Here is an 18893-nt window from a genome sequence, read left to right on the forward strand (position 1 = left end):
TAGTAAGTTCGCCCCAAATATATCAGGTATATAACAATATTGGGGTTAAAATTTTTTTTTGATAGGCGGTGGCGGCGTGACATGAGCGCTGCCATCGAGTTTTTCGTATAATATGTTGCTATTGGCACAATGAAAAAAAAGCAGTAAGGTTTTTTGACGGATTTTGGACTTTTTATCTAGAAATGGAGAAGTTTTCATTAAGAAAAGAGCACGAAGTAATACAAATCAGGGGATATATTCCTATTCGAAAAGCCACAATCTTTGCGAAAACACCCTTAATTAAAGAGAAAGCTCGATAAAGGGAGGGAGGTGCTGAATTGATTTTCTTGTTCCTCCTGTTGAGCAGTATGGAAATATCAGTCTTTACCTTATTAGTTGGCGTATTTATTTTGAATTTCCCCTACCAAACGAACTGGCGGCAGCTTTCCCCGGGGATGATTTTAACTTAGAAAGGGTATAGCTTTCTTCTATCCTTTGGCTTGATCTATTTAGTCCTTATTACTTCCTTGACAATATCGTATGGAATCGGCAAGCAGTTAGGCTACTATTTTATTAATCTATTTTCCAAAAGAAAAAGCGAGCGAAGTATTTAAAAAACAAAGAAGTGAATCAACCAATATGGACTTCTCTCCAAATTTTTTCTTTTTTATCCCAGGTTTACGCATCACCATGCCCTACTTTTCAGGAACCATTAAATTGTCTTTAGTTAAGGCTCTTTTCGTATATATTGTGGCTATTTCATCTGAATTTTGATTAAATCGCCCATTTCACTGTTGATTCCCATCAAAAATAGACGAAATGATGCCGGAAACAAAGCGATATCACCATTTATAGACTGGTTCGAAAAGCAACAATCTTTGCGAACACAGCCTTAGTTAAATATATGCTCTACGCCTCTCCAGCGCCTTCGTTTGGTGAATGATGTACTTTTAAATTGGTCAGTTTTTTCCAGACACATACGAATATATTGTGGAATATACCTTCTTAGTGATAGCAGTTGTGATGGTTATTTCCTTTGTATTGTTTATCCATTTTCACATTTGTAAAAGATAAATTAAATCCGTATCATGAAAAGAGGTAGAATGTTATTCTAGACAATATACTATTTAAACCTTACACACTTCCCTGTGGAGTCACGGTAAAAAATCGTTTTTTTAAAGGTGCTATGAGTGAAGGATTAGCTTCACCAACCTACTTTCCAACCAATCAACTCTACTCATTATATGAAACATGGGCAGATGGAGAAATCGGTGTTGTTGTGACAGGAAACGTCATGGTTGATAAAAGGGCATTAGGTGAACCACGAAATGTGGTTGTTGAGAGTGATGAAGTGAGACCCTATTTAGAAAAATGGGCAGAGTCTGGTACTAAGAATAATACCCAACTCTGGATGCAGTTGAACCACCCAGGAAAGCAAGTATTTAAAGGGGTTGTTAGTGATTCAGTTGCACCTTCAGCAATTCCATTTGAGGGTTCACTTGGACGGTTTTTCCCTCCCCCACGAGCTCTAAATTCTCTAGAAATCAAGGAGATTATTCACCGATTTGGTTATTCCGCTAAGCTAGCTAAAATATCGGGGTTTACAGGAGTTCAAATTCATGCAGCGCATGGGTATTTATTAAGTCAATTTCTCTCCCCGACACATAATCAACGTGAGGATGAATGGGGAGGAAGTATCGATAATCGATGTCGGTTATTAATCGAAGTCTTTCGCGAAATTCGTACACAAACAGGAAGTGATTTCCCAATTAGTGTTAAGTTAAATTCAACGGATTTTCAAAAAGCTGGATTTTCAGAAGATGACTCCTTGTATGTGGCTCACCGTCTGCATCAAGAAGGGGTAGATCTATTAGAACTATCTGGTGGTACATACGAGAGTCCCGTGATGACGGGGGTAGTAAAAGATAGCACGAGAGAAAGAGAGGCCTATTTCCTGGAATTTGCGGAAACATTGCGTAAAGAAAGTTCACTGCCCCTAGCTGTAACGGGAGGTTTTCGAACAAAAGAAGGAATGATGGAGGCGGTTTTGTCTGGAGCGACGGATTTCATTGGAATGGCTCGACCACTCGCTGTTTATCCGGATTATCCACTAAAAGTACTGAATGGTGAAAATCAAAACATAGTCATCAGTGAAAAGAGAACAGGGATCAAAACAATAGATCAAAGCGCCATGCTTGAAATGACTTGGTATGCTCAACAACTTGAACGATTAAGTAAAGGGAAAAATCCAAAGCCTAATTTCCCAGTATTTTTGTCTCTAATAAAATCTCTGCTGAAAAACGGCAATGAAATTTTTGGCAGTAGAAGAAGCTAGTACCTCTTAAGATTTTCTCTTAAAAGTGAACTAGCTGCTTTCTTGAACTATGGGAATGTAATTTCCTAAAATGCCAATTACCTTTATATTAAGGAGTGAGCCATCATCTTTTTCATAGGTTTTATCGATCGTATGAAAAATTAAATATCCTTTTTCAATAAAGGAACCAACTTCAAGATATGTTGATGATTGTTTATTGTTGAGGGATTGAGTACAAGTAAAGGAACCACAGGACAATTGATGGGTATCTTCGAGCCAGGAATAAAATTCGTTTTCATTAGGTTGTTGGATGATAAGGAGAATAAGAACTCCGAGAAGAAAGAGGTAAGGTAAAATTCGTTTCATAAAAATTCCCCTTTTATTAAATATTTTCCATTTTTATCATAGCATATTTCTTCTTTAGAAAAGGCTCTTTTCCTATACATTATTGCTATTTAATCTAAATTCAGATGAAGACCTCAAAATTTGCTGTTGATTTTCATTTTTAAATAGACGAAATGATGTCCCGAAATGAAGTTATATCAACGTTAATAGATTGATTCCAAAAGCAATAAACTTTGCGAAACTGCTTTAGAAAATAAAAATTTAGTAAAATAATGAACAAAAAATTCAAATTAATATCTTTTTTGATAAAAAAACTTATATTACCACTGCAGATTTTGACGATTTCTCTTATATTTAAACATATTTATAGGGAATTGAAAAGCGTAGGAATTCATTGTATTGAGGGATTGATAACTAAGGGTGAGAAGACTATACTAGACTTATTAAACTAAAAGGGGATAAATCATGTTGCATTTAAAATGGAAAAATCAAGATAGTATGAAACAGATTCAATGTACGCACACGGATGCGAAGAAATACATGGTACACAATATGTTAACAGTTGGGCATAAATATGAAGTGAAAAATGAAACAGAAGAGTATTACTTTATTGTTGATAATGCCGGAAAGGTCTCTGGTTTTTATAAAGAGTATTTTGCTGAAGTAGTATAAAGGAGAAAGTTGGATTTGGGTGAAAGTAATTTTCCATTATTATTTAAGACTCATTTCGTATACATTGTTGCTGTTTCTTCTAATTTTTGAGGGGGTTTCTATTTTGCAGTTGATTTTCGTCAACGAAGAGGAAAGATGTCTTGAAATAAAGCTATGTCATTGTTATAGACTGTTAAGAAAAGCAACAAACTTTGCGAAAATAGCCTAAAAAAACACGCGAAAATGCAACTGCATTTTGCGTGTTTTTTGTTAAAGTTATTAGTCAAAAAGAATGTTACTTTCATTTTTTGGAGAAATACCATCGGCTAAACTGAGGAATCCGTTATTGATAAATTCCATTAGATTGAGAGTGTACGAAAAGAGTCTATTTTTATTAAGAATGGATAGTTTGTTACTTGATTTGTGTGTTCATTATCTTGAGATTAATGAATGATTTCTTTACATGTTAGCTCTTATTTTTCTGTTTAAAGAGAGTGAATAAAAGTCCCACCAACGAAAAGAAACAATCTTTGCGATATTACGACGTTTCGTTGTAGAATGAAGGATGCATGTTAAGAAAGAGAGGATTGTCGTTATGAAACAGTATATTCAACAACTTCCATCAGAAATTCAACATAAAATCCGAGAGCGAAAAGAACACTTTTTAAATAATGAGCAGAACTTAATCGGGACAGGTGGCTACACCCCAGCTGAGCCATCCATCATAGCAGATTGTTTGATCGCCATGAGCCTGGGCAAAAACGTCTTATTAAAGGGACCAACTGGAGCTGGTAAGACCAAACTCGCAGATACACTATCAGCAATATTTGGTCAACCGATGCATAGTGTGAATTGTTCGGTCGATTTAGATGCAGAAGCGTTGCTGGGATACAAAACTCTACAGCAGCAAAACGATAAAAATGTGATTGAATTTGTTCCGGGTCCTGTTACGAAGGCTATGAATTCAGGTCATCTATTGTATATTGATGAAATTAATATGGCTAAACCCGAAACCTTACCGATCTTAAATGGGGTTCTTGATTATAGAAGGATGATTACGAATCCCTTTACGAGTGAAGTTATCAGTGCAAAACCATCATTTGGAGTCATAGCTGCTATAAATGAAGGATATGTTGGGACGGTACCCTTGAATGAAGCTCTAAAAAATCGGTTTATTGTCGTAGAAGTACCTTATATTCAAGGAGAGGTGTTATTCTCAGTCTTAAAAGAACAATCACAACTACAAGAAAACTCATTGTTACAGCAATTTGTGACTTTATCTGAGGATTTATATACCCAGGTTAAAAATGGTCAAGTGTCAGAAGAAGCAGCATCTATTCGTGCTTTGTTAGATGTCTGTGATTTGTCACTTTACTTACCTCCTATGCGAGCTATTCAAAGAGGAATTGTTGATAAATTAGAAGACGAGCGTGAAAAAGCGGCAATCATAAACATTGCCCAAACGATTTTTGGATAAGGATGATTTTATGCATCGTTTTATACAATTCAATGATGAGACCATCAACTCCTTCATGGTCATGGAGCTCGTTGATTTAGCAAAAACACTGATAAGAAGCAAGAATGTCGATATTCAGTACGGTCCTCATTCATATTTAGACCCCAAAAATTCGATTATCTATATCAGTCACTTTTGGGATCATCGACCTATTGAAGAAGAAATGAATGGGCTAAAAAGTGATATTTACTTGAGAAGCATTGGTAGCTATAAATATAGTGATTTCAGTGCAATTACAATGTACGTAAATAAAATAAAAAAAACTTCTATTCCTAGTTTTGCAAAACAATTATTTATGCTAGGAGAAGATATTAGACTTGAACAGATCTGTATAAAGCAAAGAAAGGGGACAAAAAGGGCATTCGACATTCGCCGAGAGATATATTATAAGCATTTTTCGACACAACTAAAGACAAATCTCGTAAAAAGTCTCCATACAGATGCTCTTTTTAATACCTTGTATTTGCTACTTCATGCTGATAGAGTTGTTGATCCTCCGCATATCTCAGACAGGATCACCCTTGCGTTGCCATATATTCAAAGAGAGCTCCAGTTTTTTCATGAAACTAAATCAACAGGAGACGTTATTGGGCACTGTTTAAAAATAATTGCTGTATTAGAAGATCTTTTAGATAAAGATATGTTAAATGAATATTTTCATTTGCCAGAACATGAGTACACTATGGAAATAGATGCGCTAAGCTTTGACGAATTAAAACGAAAAGATAAGTTGAAAAACGATGATACCATTTCCTCAAGGGATGAAGAAACGTATGAAGAGAAAATGGATATGTGGCATCGGGAAACGAGTGAAACAGGTCAAAGTTTTTTGCAATTTGATATCGAACAAGGATCACAAACTGATATTTTAGGTGATGGAGTACGTGAAGGAGACGAAGGGGATCAAGCGTTAGGAGCAGTTCAAGGCTCTTCCCAGCAAACGGCTCGAAACCAATATGATCAGCTTGAAGCAGTGCAGCAAGAACGAACAGAATTAAGTGGAGGTCAAGCAGAACCCTACGGAAAAGAAAATAAATATGCGAATCCCGTTTATTTGAACGCTTCTCGTATCGAGTTTGAACATAAACGAGCGTACGATGAAAATTTGGCGTCCGTATTTACGTATCAGAAGAAGCTACAAAAAATGATTGAAAAAACATTAGAACATAAAAAGGTACAACCTCGGTCTGATTTACATGTAGGAAGATTAGGTAAGAAATTACTTAAGTATGTAACTGATGAGAATCCTCGTTTATTTTATAAGAAGAATAATCCTTCTACTGAGATTGACGCAGTATTTTCCTTGTTAGTTGATTGCTCGGCAAGCATGTATGACAAAATGAAACAAACAAAGCTTGGTATTACTCTCTTCCATGAGGCGTTAAAATCAGTCAAAGTTCCTCATGAAATTATTGGTTTTTGGGAAGATACTGATTCAGCAACTAAAATGCATCAACCAAATTATTTTCAGGAATGCATTACATTTTCAACGTCCTTAAAACGGAATAGTGGTCCCGAGATTATGCAATTAGAACCGCAGGAAGACAATCGTGATGGATTGGCAATCCGAATCATGACACAACGTTTGCTACCTCGTCATGAGCAACAGAAATTTTTACTCGTATTTTCAGACGGAGAACCTGCTGCCCTAGATTATGAGCAGAACGGAATTATAGATACACATGAAGCTGTAATTGAAGCAAGAAAGCTTGGGATTGAAGTGTTGAATGTTTTCCTTTCTAATGGCGAGATTGATCATGCGCAAAAAAATACAATTCAAAATATATATGGTCGCTACAGCATTCTCGTTTCCGATGTAGAAGAACTTCCAGATGTGTTGTTTCCTTTGCTTAGAAAGCTTTTGTATAGAAGTATCTAGCGTAATGGAAAACAACGTTAAAATCGAGGCCACTAAAAAAGCAACTTTAATTATTTTTACTGCAGAGTTTCATAAATGCACAAAAAATTCAATAAGCCAAGGACTTATATATATTAGGTTCTTGGCTTATTTTTCTTATTAATGTCACTTTTTCAGTGCCTCTTCAAACAACAGAAATTTGTCAATTAATCACCTCGACCTTAGAAAATTCTAATGGGAGGATAAAATTGCTATGAATTTTTGAACTTTTTACAGAAAAACGGTATTCTAAGGAAGACGGTAAAGATATACATAGAAGAGAGGAAGAAAAGAATGCATGAACTAGATTTACATCATATTTTCGAATTATTGCTAATATTAGTAATGATCGCAGCAGGTATTACAGCTATTGCCAAAAAGTTGAATCAACCATATCCGATTGCGTTGGTTATCGTCGGTGCCTTGATTGGGCTATTTAACATTCCGGTTTTAGAACCTCTAAAGCAATTTATTACCGAGGGTGAAGTCTTTAATTTTGTAATTATAACCTTGTTTTTACCTGCATTGTTAGGGGAAGCCGCATTAAAATTGCCATTCTCTCACTTGAAAGAAAATAAAGCACCAATTATTTCGCTAGCATTTGGCGGTACCTTAATTTCGTTTTTATTTATTGGATTTACATCTTATTATTTGTTTGATTTTTCAATTTCAGCCGCCTTTGTTTTTGCAGCATTAATGAGTGCGACTGATCCAGTAAGTGTACTATCAATATTTAAAAGCGTCGGCGTTCAAAAACGACTAGCGGTAGTGATTGAAGGGGAGTCACTTTTCAATGATGGTTTAGCCGTTGTATTGTTCAACATCTCTGCATTTTACCTTGTTTCCTACATCGATGCAGGATGGAGTGGTTTAGGTAGCGGACTCTTCGAATTTATTCGAGTCGTATCCTTAGGTCTGATAATCGGTGGTTCATTAGGTTACGGTTTCTCCATATTAACCAAGTATTTTGATGACTATCCTTTAGAAATTATTTTTTCAATCATATTGTTTTATGGCTCGTTTTTATTGGCAGAAAGCGTACATGCTTCAGGTGTTATCGCTGTCGTCGTTGCCGCGTTGATTTTTGGGAACTTTGGAGGAAAGGTAGGCATGAGTCCAACCACAAAATTAAATATTAACAACTTTTGGGATGTAGCTGCCCTCCTAGCTAATTCTCTCGTATTTTTAATGGTAGGTCTCGAAATAACTAGAATTGATTTAACTGACAAGTGGGGATTAATTTTTGCAGCTTTGTTTGTTGTTCTAATAGGACGAAGCATAGCAGTCTATACGAGTTTATCGTTTATTAAAAGCTTTCCAATAAAATGGAAACATATTTTAAACTGGGGTGGGTTAAAAGGGTCTCTCTCGATTGCTCTTGTGCTTAGTCTTCCGCGGAATTTTGATGGAAGGGAAGAAATATTAATAATAGCCTTTTCCGTCGTCCTATTCTCGTTAGTAGTCCAAGGTTTAACGATTAAACCTTTGATTGCTCTCCTAGGAATTAAGCCAAAAGAAGAAGGGGCGGACGAATTTCAATCTTATATTGCTAAATTACATCGTTATGAAGCGGCTATTCAAGAAATACAAGTGACCAAAAAACGATTGTATATTGCGGAGGCAGTCGCAAGTGAATTAACTGAGAGTTATGAAAAGGAATTAGATATAGTGAAGAAAAGCCTAGAAAAATTATACCTTGAGCAACCACATTTAAAAGAAACACAACTCGATTCATTGAAAAAGATGTCGCTTTATGCCGAGCATGAAATCATTGACTTATTGGTTAAGGAAGAAGTTATTTCGAGTGGAACGGCTGAAAAGGAACATAACTTGATTACAAATGATATTGTTAATGTAGAAGAGCATTAGAAAAGGAGGAGCGGAAATCGCTCCTCCTTTTTAGGCTTCTTCTTTACTTTTATCTGGATGACTTTGAAAATATTTTTTACTTATAAGTGTTTGACCGATTAAAAAGATTCCGCCGACAGTCCAATATAAAGGAAGAGCAGAAGGTGCCGTAAAGGAAAAGATAAGAATCATTACCGGAGACAAATAACTAATCATTTTCATTTGTTTCAATTGTTCTTCTGGCAACCCTACTAAGGTTACTTTTGCTTGACCAAAATAGATGATTCCGGCAATTATTGCCATTGCAATGTCTGGTTGACCTAAGTTAAACCAAAGAAATGTGTGTGAAGCAATTTCCTCAGATCCACGAATGGCATAGTATAAACCTAGTAAAATAGGCATTTGAATAAGAACGGGTAAACATCCCATATTCAGAGGATTTACACCATGCTTTTGGTACAGTTGCATCATGTCTTGTTGTAACCTTTTTTTCTCTTCTGCATCCTCTGTGGTTTTCATTTTATCCTGGATTTCTTTCATTTCAGGTTTTAGGTTCTCCATTTTCCCCTTCATTGCTTGTTGTGTTTTATAAGTTTTGATCATAAAAGGCATTAGAACAAGACGAATGAGTAAGGTGATGATGATAATGGCAAGACCGAAATTCCCACCTAAAAATGTACCAATTCCATGTAGGGCTTTAGCAAAAGGAAATACAAACGTATTGTAAAATAATCCTTCTTCATTCTGCACGGCTTGACATCCAGATAAAAAGAAAACGGATGATAACATAAGTATTAAATAAAAAACTTTATTTTTCATAATTATTCCTCCCAAATGTAAGTTGATTATTTATATATTCAACTTACAATGAGAGTCATCTTCGTTGTTTGAAGCAAGTTTCAAACGAATGGTTCTTAATAACCAATGAGTTGGTGAATTGAATGAATCAATCATATCTCTAGAATTGAATTGGCTATGAACATCATGATCGTGCGGGATCAAATCTGATGTAGAATACGAATCATAATGGATTTGAATCCAAGCATAGACAAAGGAGAAAAATGAGGTAACAGCCAAACTTGCGTATAACGAATACAAAAGCAAATCAGGCGTATAGTCTAACAGGAAATGCATAACTAAATTTCTCCTTCTTCATGAGTAGATGGTTGAAGTATACATGATTTAGTGGGTAGAATCAATTATGGTTTAAAGTTTAATCGTTACAAATTTAAGGACAAACTGTGTTAAAATGCTACTGGGTCTTTTAATGCTACTGAACAGGAGTTTAAATATGAACTATCTTATGGTTTTTTTCGGAGGTGCAATTGGAAGTTTATTGAGATATCTCGTTAGTGTACTGGGAAATCAAGGTGGGTTTCCATTTGGAACTTTAAGTGTAAACATTCTAGGAGCATTTTTGTTGGGTTACGTTACTCATATTTTTTTCCATCAGGTTAAATTCCCTCCTTTAATCGTGAGAGGCGTCTCGACAGGATTAATCGGATCTTTTACTACGTTCTCAGCATTGAGTGTGGAGATGGCAAATTACATCTTGAATGAAGAGTACTTCTATTTTGTATCCTATCTTTTTGTGTCTGTACTCGGGGGTCTTGTGTTTGCACTTTTAGGATACGCTTTAGGAGGAAAGAGGGGGCGATTACATTGATGGTCTTTATAGCAATTGGAGGAGGATTGGGAGCTTTAGGACGGTATATCGTTGGCAATGCACTAAACAAATCAAAGTCATACCTCCCGTGGGGAACGTGGCTAGTGAATATACTGGGATCATTTATCCTTGGAGTAATCGTAGGCTCACACATCGAAGAGGTAACCTATGCATTCATTGGAATCGGATTTTTAGGTGGGTTCACGACCTTCTCAACATTTATGGTAGAGTCAATTCAGTTGTGGAAAAAAAATAAAATAAATTTCGTGATCTATGTGTTGACTACTTATCTCCTTGGCATAATGTTTGCTATATTTGGCTTGATCATAGGGAGAGGAACGATCTAGATTGGAGGTGAGGAAAATGAGTGAGTGGCATATATTTGAAACTCGGGCAGAGTATGAACCCTGGTGGTTTTTTGAAGGATGGAGAGCGACAATATCAAAAAGTGATACCTTTATTGATAAAGACAATGCCCTCTCATATTTCTTAATGCGGACGGAAGAACTGTTTGATCGGAATAAAAACCGAAAAGCCAAAACCTATAGTACTTTAGCTTTTTGGAAGGATGAGGAAAAAATATTTTGCGAGGCCTGTGATGATGATTTGCAAATGTACACGGGTTTAATATTGATGAATGGTACATCAATCTATGAATGGAAAGAAGAAGAGTATGAAGAAACAATACTAAAAAAAATCAAAGTAAAACCAAGCTGATAAGCTTGGTTTTACTTTGATTTTTTTGAAGTTGGTTTTAGCGTTTTCGAATTAGGGTGTGTAGACAGCTTCAGATATGTCCACGCATCAATATGTAGAAAAATTTTGGGTATCACTTCGTATGTTTTTTTCACGTGTTGAATCTCTAAACAAGTGTATGTCCCCCACATTAAATTATATAGCTACAAAGGATACAAAAAGATTCTTAATCAATCACTCCCGTTCGAGCAATCTCACCATTAACTTCCACGTTTATTTGAGTATGTTGATAGATTTTTCGCCATTCATTTAATGTAAGACTACTATCTACTTTAGCACGATAATACCTACCGAATCCCACAACGTCTGAGTTTAAATTTTGTAAATCTGAAATGGACTTCTTTACTTTTTTCTTAATTTGCTTATTGATTTCTTTAGTTAGAGCTTCTATTGTTTTAGGGTCGCCTAAATCCATGTCTTGGGTCATTTCAATTATTTCCATTTTTAATTTTAAATCAATATCAAAGGTAGGTGTAGTTTGATCTCCGATTTTGATTTTGTTTTGGGTTTGAATATTGTTTATCGTAACATAGAGCTCTTCTTCTGATTCAACCTGGGTTTCTGGATCGATTAATGGAGAAAGGAAGTATTTCTTTAAATTATCCTGATTCAATTTTAATTCTAATGTTCCTGATTGATAATTGTCCATCAAAATATTGAAAAAGAACAAATCTTCAATGGGTAATTCGCCAACTAAATGATCATCTACGAAGACGCCCAGACTACTGATGCGGATTTCATCTTTATCAATCGATAGAATTGGCAACATCGGATCCACTCCGACATCTAAGAGATTTGTTAAGAAAGTATGCAAAGTGGGATCATTAATAATTTCCATTTTTATGTTTTGTTTTATTAAATTATATAAGTAGGTACCCATATTACCTTGGATTTCTTCACTTTTGAATGAAAGAATGTCATTCGCTTTAGTATCCGCAATAGCTAAGAAGAGCATATTACCAATAGCGGCATCCCTAGAAAGGGTATCGCCTAAGTAGCTGACCCCTTTTTCCGCTAATTCTTTTCCGTAAATTGATACGCGGAGTTGTCCTGATACTAGACTCTTACTTGTTTTTAAGTTTAATTTCTGTCTAATCCCTTTGCTAGTGTGAGCATCTGCAGTGATTACTTTTGATATTTCACTTTGCTGAGGGTCGAATTGATGTATAACTATGGTTCCGTGAATCAACTGGTCTCCTGTGATATCATACCCAACCGCAGTAGATAACCCCAGCGTTTCAATGTATTGAGTTTGAACACAACTTGTCAGAAGGGGGAGGGTTACTAGGAAAACGACCATTAATTTAAAATGTCTTTTCATCTCTTCATCACCGTTTCAATATTTTTTTCTTCAACATTACTAGGAGAAAGAGGATGAATGGGTATATGAGGACCAAAGCAATACCTACGTCTCCTGTAAAGTCCGATATTTTGTTTATTTGAAGCCTTGTGGAAAAAAAGAAAGAAATAATCCAAATAATAATGGCCATAAAATAAACGCTGTACCGTTGATTCATATTAAAAACTCGTTTAAGACCTCTTGTTGCTGCCCAATAATAAAAGCAAAGATTAGGCAAGATTATGAGCATCCAAAAAGAGATCGCAATAAACTCAAACCGTTCTAAATTAGGGACTCGGACTATTTTAAACATTGATAAGACAGGCCATATCGTTACTTTCAATCCCTCAAATGAAAAAAAACCAATGGAGGTGAACGTAATAATCGAAAATAGGATCGTTGTATATAAAACAGCAAAAATAGAGTATTTTAGTGCTTTCTTTTTTTCTTTGATATAGGGAAAAACAAAATATAGCATCTCAAATCCAAGAATAGATAAACTTGTTTTAAAAGTACCCATTGCAATTTCTTTTAAAGAGTGGTCCCATACCGGAAAGTAATGAGTCCAAATTATCAGCTTGAATGGTGAATAGAGAATAAATGTTATCCAAAATGAAAGGGTGAAGGACATGAAAGCTACCCCAGCAATCACCCGGATTCCACCTAGTACCCCGTAAATGGTTAGAATAAGGAGTAAAGCCATTACTACCCAAGTTGGAAGAGTGGAAAAGATCCAAGCTTGAATCATTTCCGTATAATCCATCCCGATGGTAAAAAAAGCTAAAAATAAATAACAAATATAAAGAGTATTAAATAAACCTCCTAGCCATTTGCCGAAAATATCATATTGAACCCCGTACAGGTCTGCGGAGGGATATTGTCGTAATGTAACGTAAATCACAGTGACAACGGCAATCATGAAGAAGGAAGAGAGCAATACTGAAATCCAAGCATCTTGTTCAGATTCTAAAAAAATTATTCGAGGTAAGCCAACTATCCCTACACCAGTTTGAACAGTATGAATGATAAACATAAGAAGAAAAGCGTTGATCAGTAATCCCTCTTTAGGATTGACATTAATTTTCATGAGTTAACATCCTTTATTCATCAATGTCTTTTTTTATTTTAGCCTTTTTTTTAGGCATTCGAAAATCATCAATTGGGCGGTTGGTTTGCGGTCTTTTCGCTAAAAATTGTAAGGGAACCCGAAATAAACTGTATTTCCAATCGCTAAATCTCGGTGGATATACCGGGGATAAATACGGTCTGCCCAGTGTAGTTAAACGTAATAAGTGGATGATGATGATACAAAATGCGAACATAATACCTATCCCTCCCCATAGTCCAGCTAATATAATCAAGGGGAATCGAATCAATCTGACGGCGGTACCCATTAAATAACTTGGAGAAGTGAAGGAACCTAATGCGCTTAAAGCAATAATGATGATTAATATATTACTCGTGAACCCAGCTTGGACAGCGGCTTGGCCAATAACAATACCGCCTACGATACCCATTGTTTGTCCTACTTTCGTTGGTAGTCGAGCACCTGCTTCTCTTAGTAACTCAATAACAAACTCCAATAGTATCGCTTCGAAAACAGGTGGAAAGGGGACATTAGCGCGAGATTGACCTAGTGATGTGAGTAATGCTGACGGAATCACCTCGTAATGATACGTTAAGACGGCCACATACGCTGGTGTTAGTAAGACAGATAGAAAAATGGACGTGAACCTGAGCATCCGCAGAAAAGTACCCATATTCCATCGTAAATAAAGATCCTCGGTCGATTCGAAAAAGGTGAAAAATGTCGCTGGTCCGATTATAGCTGTTGGACTTTTATCTACTAACAAACCTACTTTCCCTTGAATCAAGCTAATCGTAAACCGATCGGGCAATTCTGTTACTGTAAGTTGTGGAAAGATTGAATAGGAGTTATCTTCGATTTGTTGAGAGAGAACAGCACTATCGATTACGCTGTCAACTTCTAAGTCCCAAAGGCGTTGTTTAAATGAATTAACATTTTCTGTTTCTGCAATATCGGATATATAAACAATTTGGACTGAAGTTTTTACTCTACTGCCAACGATAATTTCTTCAACTTTTAGTTTTGGATCATCAATTCGTCCTCTTATTAGACTTAGGTTAGAGGAGATGTCTTCTGTAAAGGAAACCTTTGGACCGAAGACGATGGATTCTGTTTCAGATTTCTCCACGGAACGAGCTGCCTTTTCTCCAATTGAAGCGAGAATACCAGTAGCATCACCTTCAACATAAATATAAACAGAACCCTTAATAATGTTATTCCCGATAAAAGGAAGTTGGTTTGTGGTCATAACAGTGCCAACTGGTAAAGAATATTGTAATTGTTTGTAATTCAAGTCTTCAATTTTGATTTCATTAAGGTGTTGGATAACCATATTAAGTGTTGAAGAGTTTATCATTTCACCAATATAAGCTAGAATTAATTTCTTGTTTCCAATGATCATCATTTTTATGACAAGATCTGAGCTGTTGTTTAGTACTTCTTCTAGCTGTTTCTTACATTCCTCAATTTTGGTTGAATGAGGCTTGGTAGGTTTAGGATTAGGTTTTGCCTTGTTTCTAAAGAACATGATTCTGACCACCCTAATTATCATAGTCTAGCTTTATGTTGCCCGATTGTTGGCACTTCATCCTCATAGATTTTTAGACAACGAAGCAAGAGAATTTTACCTATCATAGAAACCAGGTAATTGAGGTAATAGTAGCATTTGACAATTGGGTGATATCGTGTATAATGTAGACAAAACTAAGGATATTCAATGGAAAAGCGCTTCATTTACACTTTATAAAGAGTCATCGTTATAAAACGATACTTTTTATAATATGTAAATGTTTTTCTCAAGCAGTATTGCATATTACTAAATTTCTTTTATTTTTTGGAGGTACATTTTATGAAAACAGGTACAGTGAAGTGGTTTAATGCAGAAAAAGGTTTCGGTTTCATCGAAATTGAGGGAGAAAATGACGTATTCGTTCATTTTTCTGCTATTACTGGTGAAGGTTTCAAAAGCTTAGAAGAAGGTCAACAAGTAGAATTTGAAGTTGTCGAAGGCGACCGTGGACCACAAGCTTCTAATGTTGTGAAGTTATAATTATTCGTTTTGATTTTTAGGCTACCCACAGTGATATTTGGGTAGCTTTTTGCATAAATACGTACAAGGGGGCAGATGATCATGGCATTTGGAAAAAGAAAAGAAGAAGAAATCATCGAAGAAGAAACAAAAATTTGGGAGTGTAGTTCAGAGGACTGTAAGTGCTGGGTACGTGACAACTTCAAAAGCTCTGATTCACCAATTTGTCCTATTTGCGGAAGTCCAATGCAGCTTTCAAGCAAAGTACTACAAGTAGTAGAAAATCCTCACCGTAGCTATTAACAAAGGTTCTTTTCGTATACATTTTTCAGATGATTTCCATCAAAAATAGACGAAAAGATGCCTCGAAACGTAGCAATAATACCCTTTATTGACTGCTTTGAAAAGAAGCAAACTTTGCAAAAAACGGCCTAATAAAAAAACGAGAAACCTTAATGGATTTCTCGTTTTTTTTATTGGAGTGGTATTTAAAAGGTGTGCTTACTGTAAAAGTCTTTTTACGTGTTCTTGGTGATGCTTGGCGAATCTGCGCATTGCATTTCCACATTTTTTCTTGGCACAGCTGATGTTGGCCAGGGACTCAAGCCTCTTTTTTTCGTCCCCATAATAGTACTTTTGCAGTTTTTCATTCAGCAGGAAACTACTGATTAACTGATCTCTGCAATTTTTTATTTCATTGCGATCCAAACACTTTTTACTTCTGTGTAGTTATCGAGAGCGTAGGATCCCATTTCACGCCCGATTCCAGATTGCTTGTATCCTCCGAAGGGTGAAGCTGCGTCAAAGACATTGTAACAGTTGACCCAAACAGTACCTGCACGCAGGTTTTGAGAAATGTAGTGGGCTTTTCTTACATCTTCAGTCCAGACCCCAGCAGCTAAGCCATAGTCGGTATTATTGGCTCTTGAAATGAGTTCATCAATATCATCATAGGGCATAGCGGAAATAACCGGACCAAAAATTTCTTCTTTGGCAATCGTCATTGAGTCATTTACATCGGCGAATATAGTAGGAGAGACGAAATAACCAGATTCATAAGGATTTTCTCCCCCAGTTAATAATTCCGCACCTTCGTTGACCCCTTTTTCAATATAACCTAGTACTCGGTTTTGTTGAACGGTTGATACAAGTGGTCCAATCTCAGTGTCTTCATGTACTCCCGCACCCTGTTTGATTTTTTTGGCGTGAGAGACCATATCTGATACCACATTATCAAATTGTTTTTTCTGAATGAATACCCGAGATCCAGCAGAGCAGACTTGACCTTGATTAAACATTACCCCATTTAAAGCACCAGGTATCGCTTTTTTCATGTCTGCATCTGGAAGAATAATGTTGGGTGATTTCCCACCAAGCTCAAGTGTCACTCGTTTTAGAGTTTTTGCTGCCCGTTCCATAATCATTCTGCCGACTTCAGTTGAACCGGTAAACGCAATTTTATCGACATTAGGATGATCTACAAGTGGTTGTCCTGCTGTTTCGCCAAACCCAGGTACAATATTAACAACACCCGGAGGGAAGCCCGCTTCATCAATTAACTCTGCAAGATAAAGCGCAGACAATGGCGTTTGTTCTGCAGGTTTCAGTACGACCGTACATCCTGTTGCTAACGCTGCTCCAATTTTCCACATTGCCATGAGTAAAGGGAAATTCCAAGGGATGATTTGACCGACTACTCCTACTGCTTCGTGACGTGTGTAATTAAAGAACGGCCCACTTACAGGAATGGTTTGCCCTGTCATTTTTGTAGACCAGCCAGCAAAGTAACGCATATGTTCGATTGCTAGTGGAATATCCGCATGGGTGGTTTCTCTAATTGGTTTCCCATTATCAAGGGTTTCGAGTTGAGCAAGAGAATCGCCGTGTTCTTCCATCAAATCCGCTAATTTATACATAAGGCGACTTCGTTTTGCCGCACTCATTTTAGACCATGGTCCTTGATCGAAAGCTTGTCTTGCTGCTTTTACAGCCAAATCTATGTCCTCAGCATTCGCTTCATACACCGTCGCTAAAATTTCACCATTCGCAGGATTCGGTGTATCGAATGTTTTTCCAGATTTACTTTCGACAAACTCACCGTTAATGTAAAGCATTTTCTTTCCTTGTAAAAATTTTTCAACCTTTTCATTTACCGTAGTAGCCAATTTCATTGAAACATCCTCCTCTTATTGTTAAAGAATAAAAGTATGTAGTTTCTTGATGGCGAACAGATGAGTCCGATTTCATTCATATTGTGAACGCTTACATTTCTTAGGCTATCATGCCTTATGCTTCATTGCAATAAAATATGTTTGTCAAAAAACGCTATGAAATGACAAAAACCAAATTATGCCATCAAGTAATAATATGGCCAAATCGGTATTCTACGCCCATACCAAAAGTTGTTGATTGAATACAGTGTAATATTGACAGATGATAAAGGAGGATGCGTCGTGTCTAACAAACAAGAAGCAACGGAAAATCAGGTAGAAGAGACATCGTCAGAACGAAAATTTTGGGACCTACTATGGAAAGGCCCGATTGTAGAAAAAGATGAAGGAAAAGCAAAGGAGAAAGAAAAGTTAAATACGGAAACAGCTGATGAAGAAAATGAAGAAAGAAAAGGTTTTTGGTGGTTGTGAAATATTGGAGGATTCAGATTTTTGAATCCTCTTTTTTTGTTTTTTATGGAGTTTTAAGGGGTAAGTACTATTAATAGTTGAATTAGAAAGGAATGATAGGTTGAAAGCATTAATGTTAAATTGCTCTCTTAAAACGAGTGATGAAGTGTCAAATACAGAATCCTTATTAGAAGAAAGTAAAGATATATTCTCAAACAATAACATCGAAACAGAAAGTGTACGAGTAGCAGATTACCATATTGGCTATGGTATTACCCACGAAAAAATAAATGAAAATGATCAATGGCCAGAACTATTTTAGAAAGTAAAAGAAGCAGATATCCTCTTAATTGGTGAGAAAAGTTCCCTTTCCACACTTGTCTTGGAACGCTTATATGGAGGAAGCTCGTTAACCAATCAAAAGGGACAATACCTATATTATAATAAAGTCGCAGGTGTGGTAGTAACCGGTAATGAAGATGGAGCCAAGAATGCTTCAGCCTCAATATTGTATGAGTTAAGTCATATCGGTTTTACGTTACCACCAAATGTGGATACATACTGGGTGGGAGAGGCAGGACCGGGCCCGTCTTATATTGGAGCAGAAGGTCATAAAAATGAATTTACTCTTAGTCATAGTAGAGTCATGTCTCATAATCTGGTTCATTTTACAAAATTATTAAAAAAACACCCAATTCCAACTGAAGGAAATGTTATATCCAATTAATATTACTGATAAATATAAAATCTTTCTGACGAAAAACATTTAAAATGGTTTTGGATTATCTTATCAATTTCTTTAGATGTGACTATTGAGGGCGGTTTAGTATGAGTAAAATGTTTGT

At 36.2% G+C, this 18893-nt stretch carries 18 protein-coding genes and 1 pseudogene; 12 read left to right on the top strand and 7 right to left on the bottom strand.

From position 1 onward, the window contains the following. Nucleotides 1-1099: 1099 nt before the first annotated feature. Entirely contained in the window at nt 1100-2314 is a 1215-nt protein-coding gene (locus U8D43_RS08700; RefSeq protein ID WP_335870888.1) for an NADH:flavin oxidoreductase/NADH oxidase family protein, read from the top strand. 30 nt (nt 2315-2344) lie between these two features. On the opposite strand, the gene U8D43_RS08705 is transcribed toward U8D43_RS08700, so the two are convergent. Continuing rightward, on the bottom strand, nt 2345-2659 hold the full coding sequence (locus U8D43_RS08705) for a hypothetical protein (RefSeq protein WP_335870801.1): 315 nt from the start codon (nt 2657-2659) through the stop codon (nt 2345-2347). A gap of 444 nt (nt 2660-3103) precedes the next feature. On the opposite strand from U8D43_RS08705, the gene U8D43_RS08710 reads away from it, so the two are divergent. From U8D43_RS08710 to U8D43_RS08725, 4 genes are all read left to right on the top strand, one after another. Continuing rightward, nucleotides 3104-3310: a DUF6501 family protein gene (locus tag U8D43_RS08710; RefSeq protein ID WP_335870802.1), complete on the top strand. Its 207-nt coding sequence runs from the start codon at nt 3104-3106 to the stop codon at nt 3308-3310. A 574-nt stretch (nt 3311-3884) separates the two neighbouring features. After that, the gene (locus U8D43_RS08715) at nt 3885-4766 is read left to right on the top strand and encodes an ATP-binding protein (protein ID WP_335870803.1); all 882 of its coding nucleotides are present in this window, start codon (nt 3885-3887) and stop codon (nt 4764-4766) included. A 10-nt stretch (nt 4767-4776) separates the two neighbouring features. Further along, the gene (locus tag U8D43_RS08720) at nt 4777-6684 is read left to right on the top strand and encodes a vWA domain-containing protein (protein ID WP_335870804.1); all 1908 of its coding nucleotides are present in this window, start codon (nt 4777-4779) and stop codon (nt 6682-6684) included. Between the two features lie 312 nt (nt 6685-6996). Then, complete coding sequence (locus U8D43_RS08725; RefSeq protein WP_335870805.1) at nt 6997-8571, top strand: cation:proton antiporter; 1575 nt, start codon at nt 6997-6999, stop codon at nt 8569-8571. A gap of 30 nt (nt 8572-8601) precedes the next feature. Here the strand turns inward: U8D43_RS08725 and yidC are convergent, their stop codons facing one another. Together yidC and U8D43_RS08735 are read right to left on the bottom strand one after the other, a co-directional pair. Next, nucleotides 8602-9369 carry a membrane protein insertase YidC gene (gene yidC, locus U8D43_RS08730; RefSeq protein ID WP_335870806.1) on the bottom strand — a complete coding sequence of 256 codons (768 nt, stop codon included), beginning with the start codon at nt 9367-9369 and terminating at the stop codon, nt 8602-8604. A gap of 30 nt (nt 9370-9399) precedes the next feature. Further along, complete coding sequence (locus tag U8D43_RS08735; RefSeq protein ID WP_335870807.1) at nt 9400-9684, bottom strand: hypothetical protein; 285 nt, start codon at nt 9682-9684, stop codon at nt 9400-9402. Nucleotides 9685-9841: 157 nt separating this feature from the next. Between U8D43_RS08735 and U8D43_RS08740 the strand changes: the two genes are divergently transcribed. The 3 genes from U8D43_RS08740 to U8D43_RS08750 are packed head-to-tail and all read left to right on the top strand — an operon-like array spanning nt 9842 to nt 10933. Beyond that, nucleotides 9842-10216, top strand: a complete 375-nt coding sequence (locus U8D43_RS08740; protein WP_335870808.1) for a fluoride efflux transporter FluC — start codon at nt 9842-9844, stop codon at nt 10214-10216. Then, the gene (crcB, locus tag U8D43_RS08745; protein ID WP_335870889.1) at nt 10216-10563 is read left to right on the top strand and encodes a fluoride efflux transporter CrcB; all 348 of its coding nucleotides are present in this window, start codon (nt 10216-10218) and stop codon (nt 10561-10563) included. Before U8D43_RS08740 ends, crcB begins: the two co-directional genes overlap by 1 nt. A 16-nt stretch (nt 10564-10579) precedes the next feature. After that, nucleotides 10580-10933 carry a DUF1033 family protein gene (locus tag U8D43_RS08750; protein WP_335870809.1) on the top strand — a complete coding sequence of 118 codons (354 nt, stop codon included), beginning with the start codon at nt 10580-10582 and terminating at the stop codon, nt 10931-10933. A gap of 205 nt (nt 10934-11138) precedes the next feature. Here the strand turns inward: U8D43_RS08750 and U8D43_RS08755 are convergent, their stop codons facing one another. The 3 genes from U8D43_RS08755 to U8D43_RS08765 are packed head-to-tail and all read right to left on the bottom strand — an operon-like array spanning nt 11139 to nt 14926. Further along, entirely contained in the window at nt 11139-12293 is a 1155-nt protein-coding gene (locus U8D43_RS08755; RefSeq protein ID WP_335870810.1) for a Ger(x)C family spore germination protein, read from the bottom strand. A 7-nt stretch (nt 12294-12300) separates the two neighbouring features. Next, a complete protein-coding gene (locus U8D43_RS08760; protein WP_335870811.1) occupies nt 12301-13398 on the bottom strand; it encodes a GerAB/ArcD/ProY family transporter in 1098 nt (365 codons plus the stop codon). A 13-nt stretch (nt 13399-13411) separates the two neighbouring features. Continuing rightward, nucleotides 13412-14926: a spore germination protein gene (locus tag U8D43_RS08765; protein ID WP_335870812.1), complete on the bottom strand. Its 1515-nt coding sequence runs from the start codon at nt 14924-14926 to the stop codon at nt 13412-13414. Between the two features lie 321 nt (nt 14927-15247). Here U8D43_RS08765 and U8D43_RS08770 point away from each other — a divergent pair, with 321 nt between their 5' ends. Continuing rightward, nucleotides 15248-15448, top strand: coding sequence for a cold-shock protein (locus U8D43_RS08770; protein ID WP_335870813.1), 201 nt, complete (start codon nt 15248-15250; stop codon nt 15446-15448). Nucleotides 15449-15529: 81 nt separating this feature from the next. Beyond that, nucleotides 15530-15730 (top strand): cold-inducible protein YdjO-related protein, encoded by a 201-nt coding sequence (locus U8D43_RS08775; RefSeq protein WP_335870814.1) that lies wholly within the window; start codon nt 15530-15532, stop codon nt 15728-15730. A gap of 386 nt (nt 15731-16116) precedes the next feature. Here the strand turns inward: U8D43_RS08775 and U8D43_RS08780 are convergent, their stop codons facing one another. Then, nucleotides 16117-17598: an aldehyde dehydrogenase family protein gene (locus U8D43_RS08780; protein ID WP_335870815.1), complete on the bottom strand. Its 1482-nt coding sequence runs from the start codon at nt 17596-17598 to the stop codon at nt 16117-16119. Nucleotides 17599-17880: 282 nt separating this feature from the next. Between U8D43_RS08780 and U8D43_RS08785 the strand changes: the two genes are divergently transcribed. Together U8D43_RS08785 and U8D43_RS08790 are read left to right on the top strand one after the other, a co-directional pair. Further along, complete coding sequence (locus U8D43_RS08785) at nt 17881-18069, top strand: hypothetical protein (RefSeq protein ID WP_335870816.1); 189 nt, start codon at nt 17881-17883, stop codon at nt 18067-18069. A gap of 112 nt (nt 18070-18181) precedes the next feature. Next, nucleotides 18182-18775, top strand: a pseudogene (locus U8D43_RS08790) (flavodoxin family protein). The last annotated feature ends 118 nt before the right edge of the window (nt 18776-18893 follow it).

It is taken from the genome of Bacillus sp. 2205SS5-2 (assembly GCF_037024155.1).
Classification (GTDB): Bacteria; Bacillota; Bacilli; order Bacillales; family Bacillaceae_K; genus Bacillus_CI.

What these genes read in the sequence shown, in the direction of transcription:
- U8D43_RS08705 (WP_335870801.1), bottom strand. Translation starts at nt 2,659, where the DNA reads ATGAAACGAATTTTACCTTACCTCTTTCTTCTCGGAGTTCTTATTCTC.
- U8D43_RS08710 (WP_335870802.1), top strand. Translation starts at nt 3,104, where the DNA reads ATGTTGCATTTAAAATGGAAAAATCAAGATAGTATGAAACAGATTCAA.
- U8D43_RS08715 (WP_335870803.1), top strand. Translation starts at nt 3,885, where the DNA reads ATGAAACAGTATATTCAACAACTTCCATCAGAAATTCAACATAAAATC.
- U8D43_RS08720 (WP_335870804.1), top strand. Translation starts at nt 4,777, where the DNA reads ATGCATCGTTTTATACAATTCAATGATGAGACCATCAACTCCTTCATG.
- U8D43_RS08725 (WP_335870805.1), top strand. Translation starts at nt 6,997, where the DNA reads ATGCATGAACTAGATTTACATCATATTTTCGAATTATTGCTAATATTA.
- yidC (WP_335870806.1), bottom strand. Translation starts at nt 9,369, where the DNA reads ATGAAAAATAAAGTTTTTTATTTAATACTTATGTTATCATCCGTTTTC.
- U8D43_RS08735 (WP_335870807.1), bottom strand. Translation starts at nt 9,684, where the DNA reads ATGCATTTCCTGTTAGACTATACGCCTGATTTGCTTTTGTATTCGTTA.
- U8D43_RS08740 (WP_335870808.1), top strand. Translation starts at nt 9,842, where the DNA reads ATGAACTATCTTATGGTTTTTTTCGGAGGTGCAATTGGAAGTTTATTG.
- crcB (WP_335870889.1), top strand. Translation starts at nt 10,216, where the DNA reads ATGGTCTTTATAGCAATTGGAGGAGGATTGGGAGCTTTAGGACGGTAT.
- U8D43_RS08750 (WP_335870809.1), top strand. Translation starts at nt 10,580, where the DNA reads ATGAGTGAGTGGCATATATTTGAAACTCGGGCAGAGTATGAACCCTGG.
- U8D43_RS08755 (WP_335870810.1), bottom strand. Translation starts at nt 12,293, where the DNA reads ATGAAAAGACATTTTAAATTAATGGTCGTTTTCCTAGTAACCCTCCCC.
- U8D43_RS08760 (WP_335870811.1), bottom strand. Translation starts at nt 13,398, where the DNA reads ATGAAAATTAATGTCAATCCTAAAGAGGGATTACTGATCAACGCTTTT.
- U8D43_RS08765 (WP_335870812.1), bottom strand. Translation starts at nt 14,926, where the DNA reads ATGTTCTTTAGAAACAAGGCAAAACCTAATCCTAAACCTACCAAGCCT.
- U8D43_RS08770 (WP_335870813.1), top strand. Translation starts at nt 15,248, where the DNA reads ATGAAAACAGGTACAGTGAAGTGGTTTAATGCAGAAAAAGGTTTCGGT.
- U8D43_RS08775 (WP_335870814.1), top strand. Translation starts at nt 15,530, where the DNA reads ATGGCATTTGGAAAAAGAAAAGAAGAAGAAATCATCGAAGAAGAAACA.
- U8D43_RS08780 (WP_335870815.1), bottom strand. Translation starts at nt 17,598, where the DNA reads ATGAAATTGGCTACTACGGTAAATGAAAAGGTTGAAAAATTTTTACAA.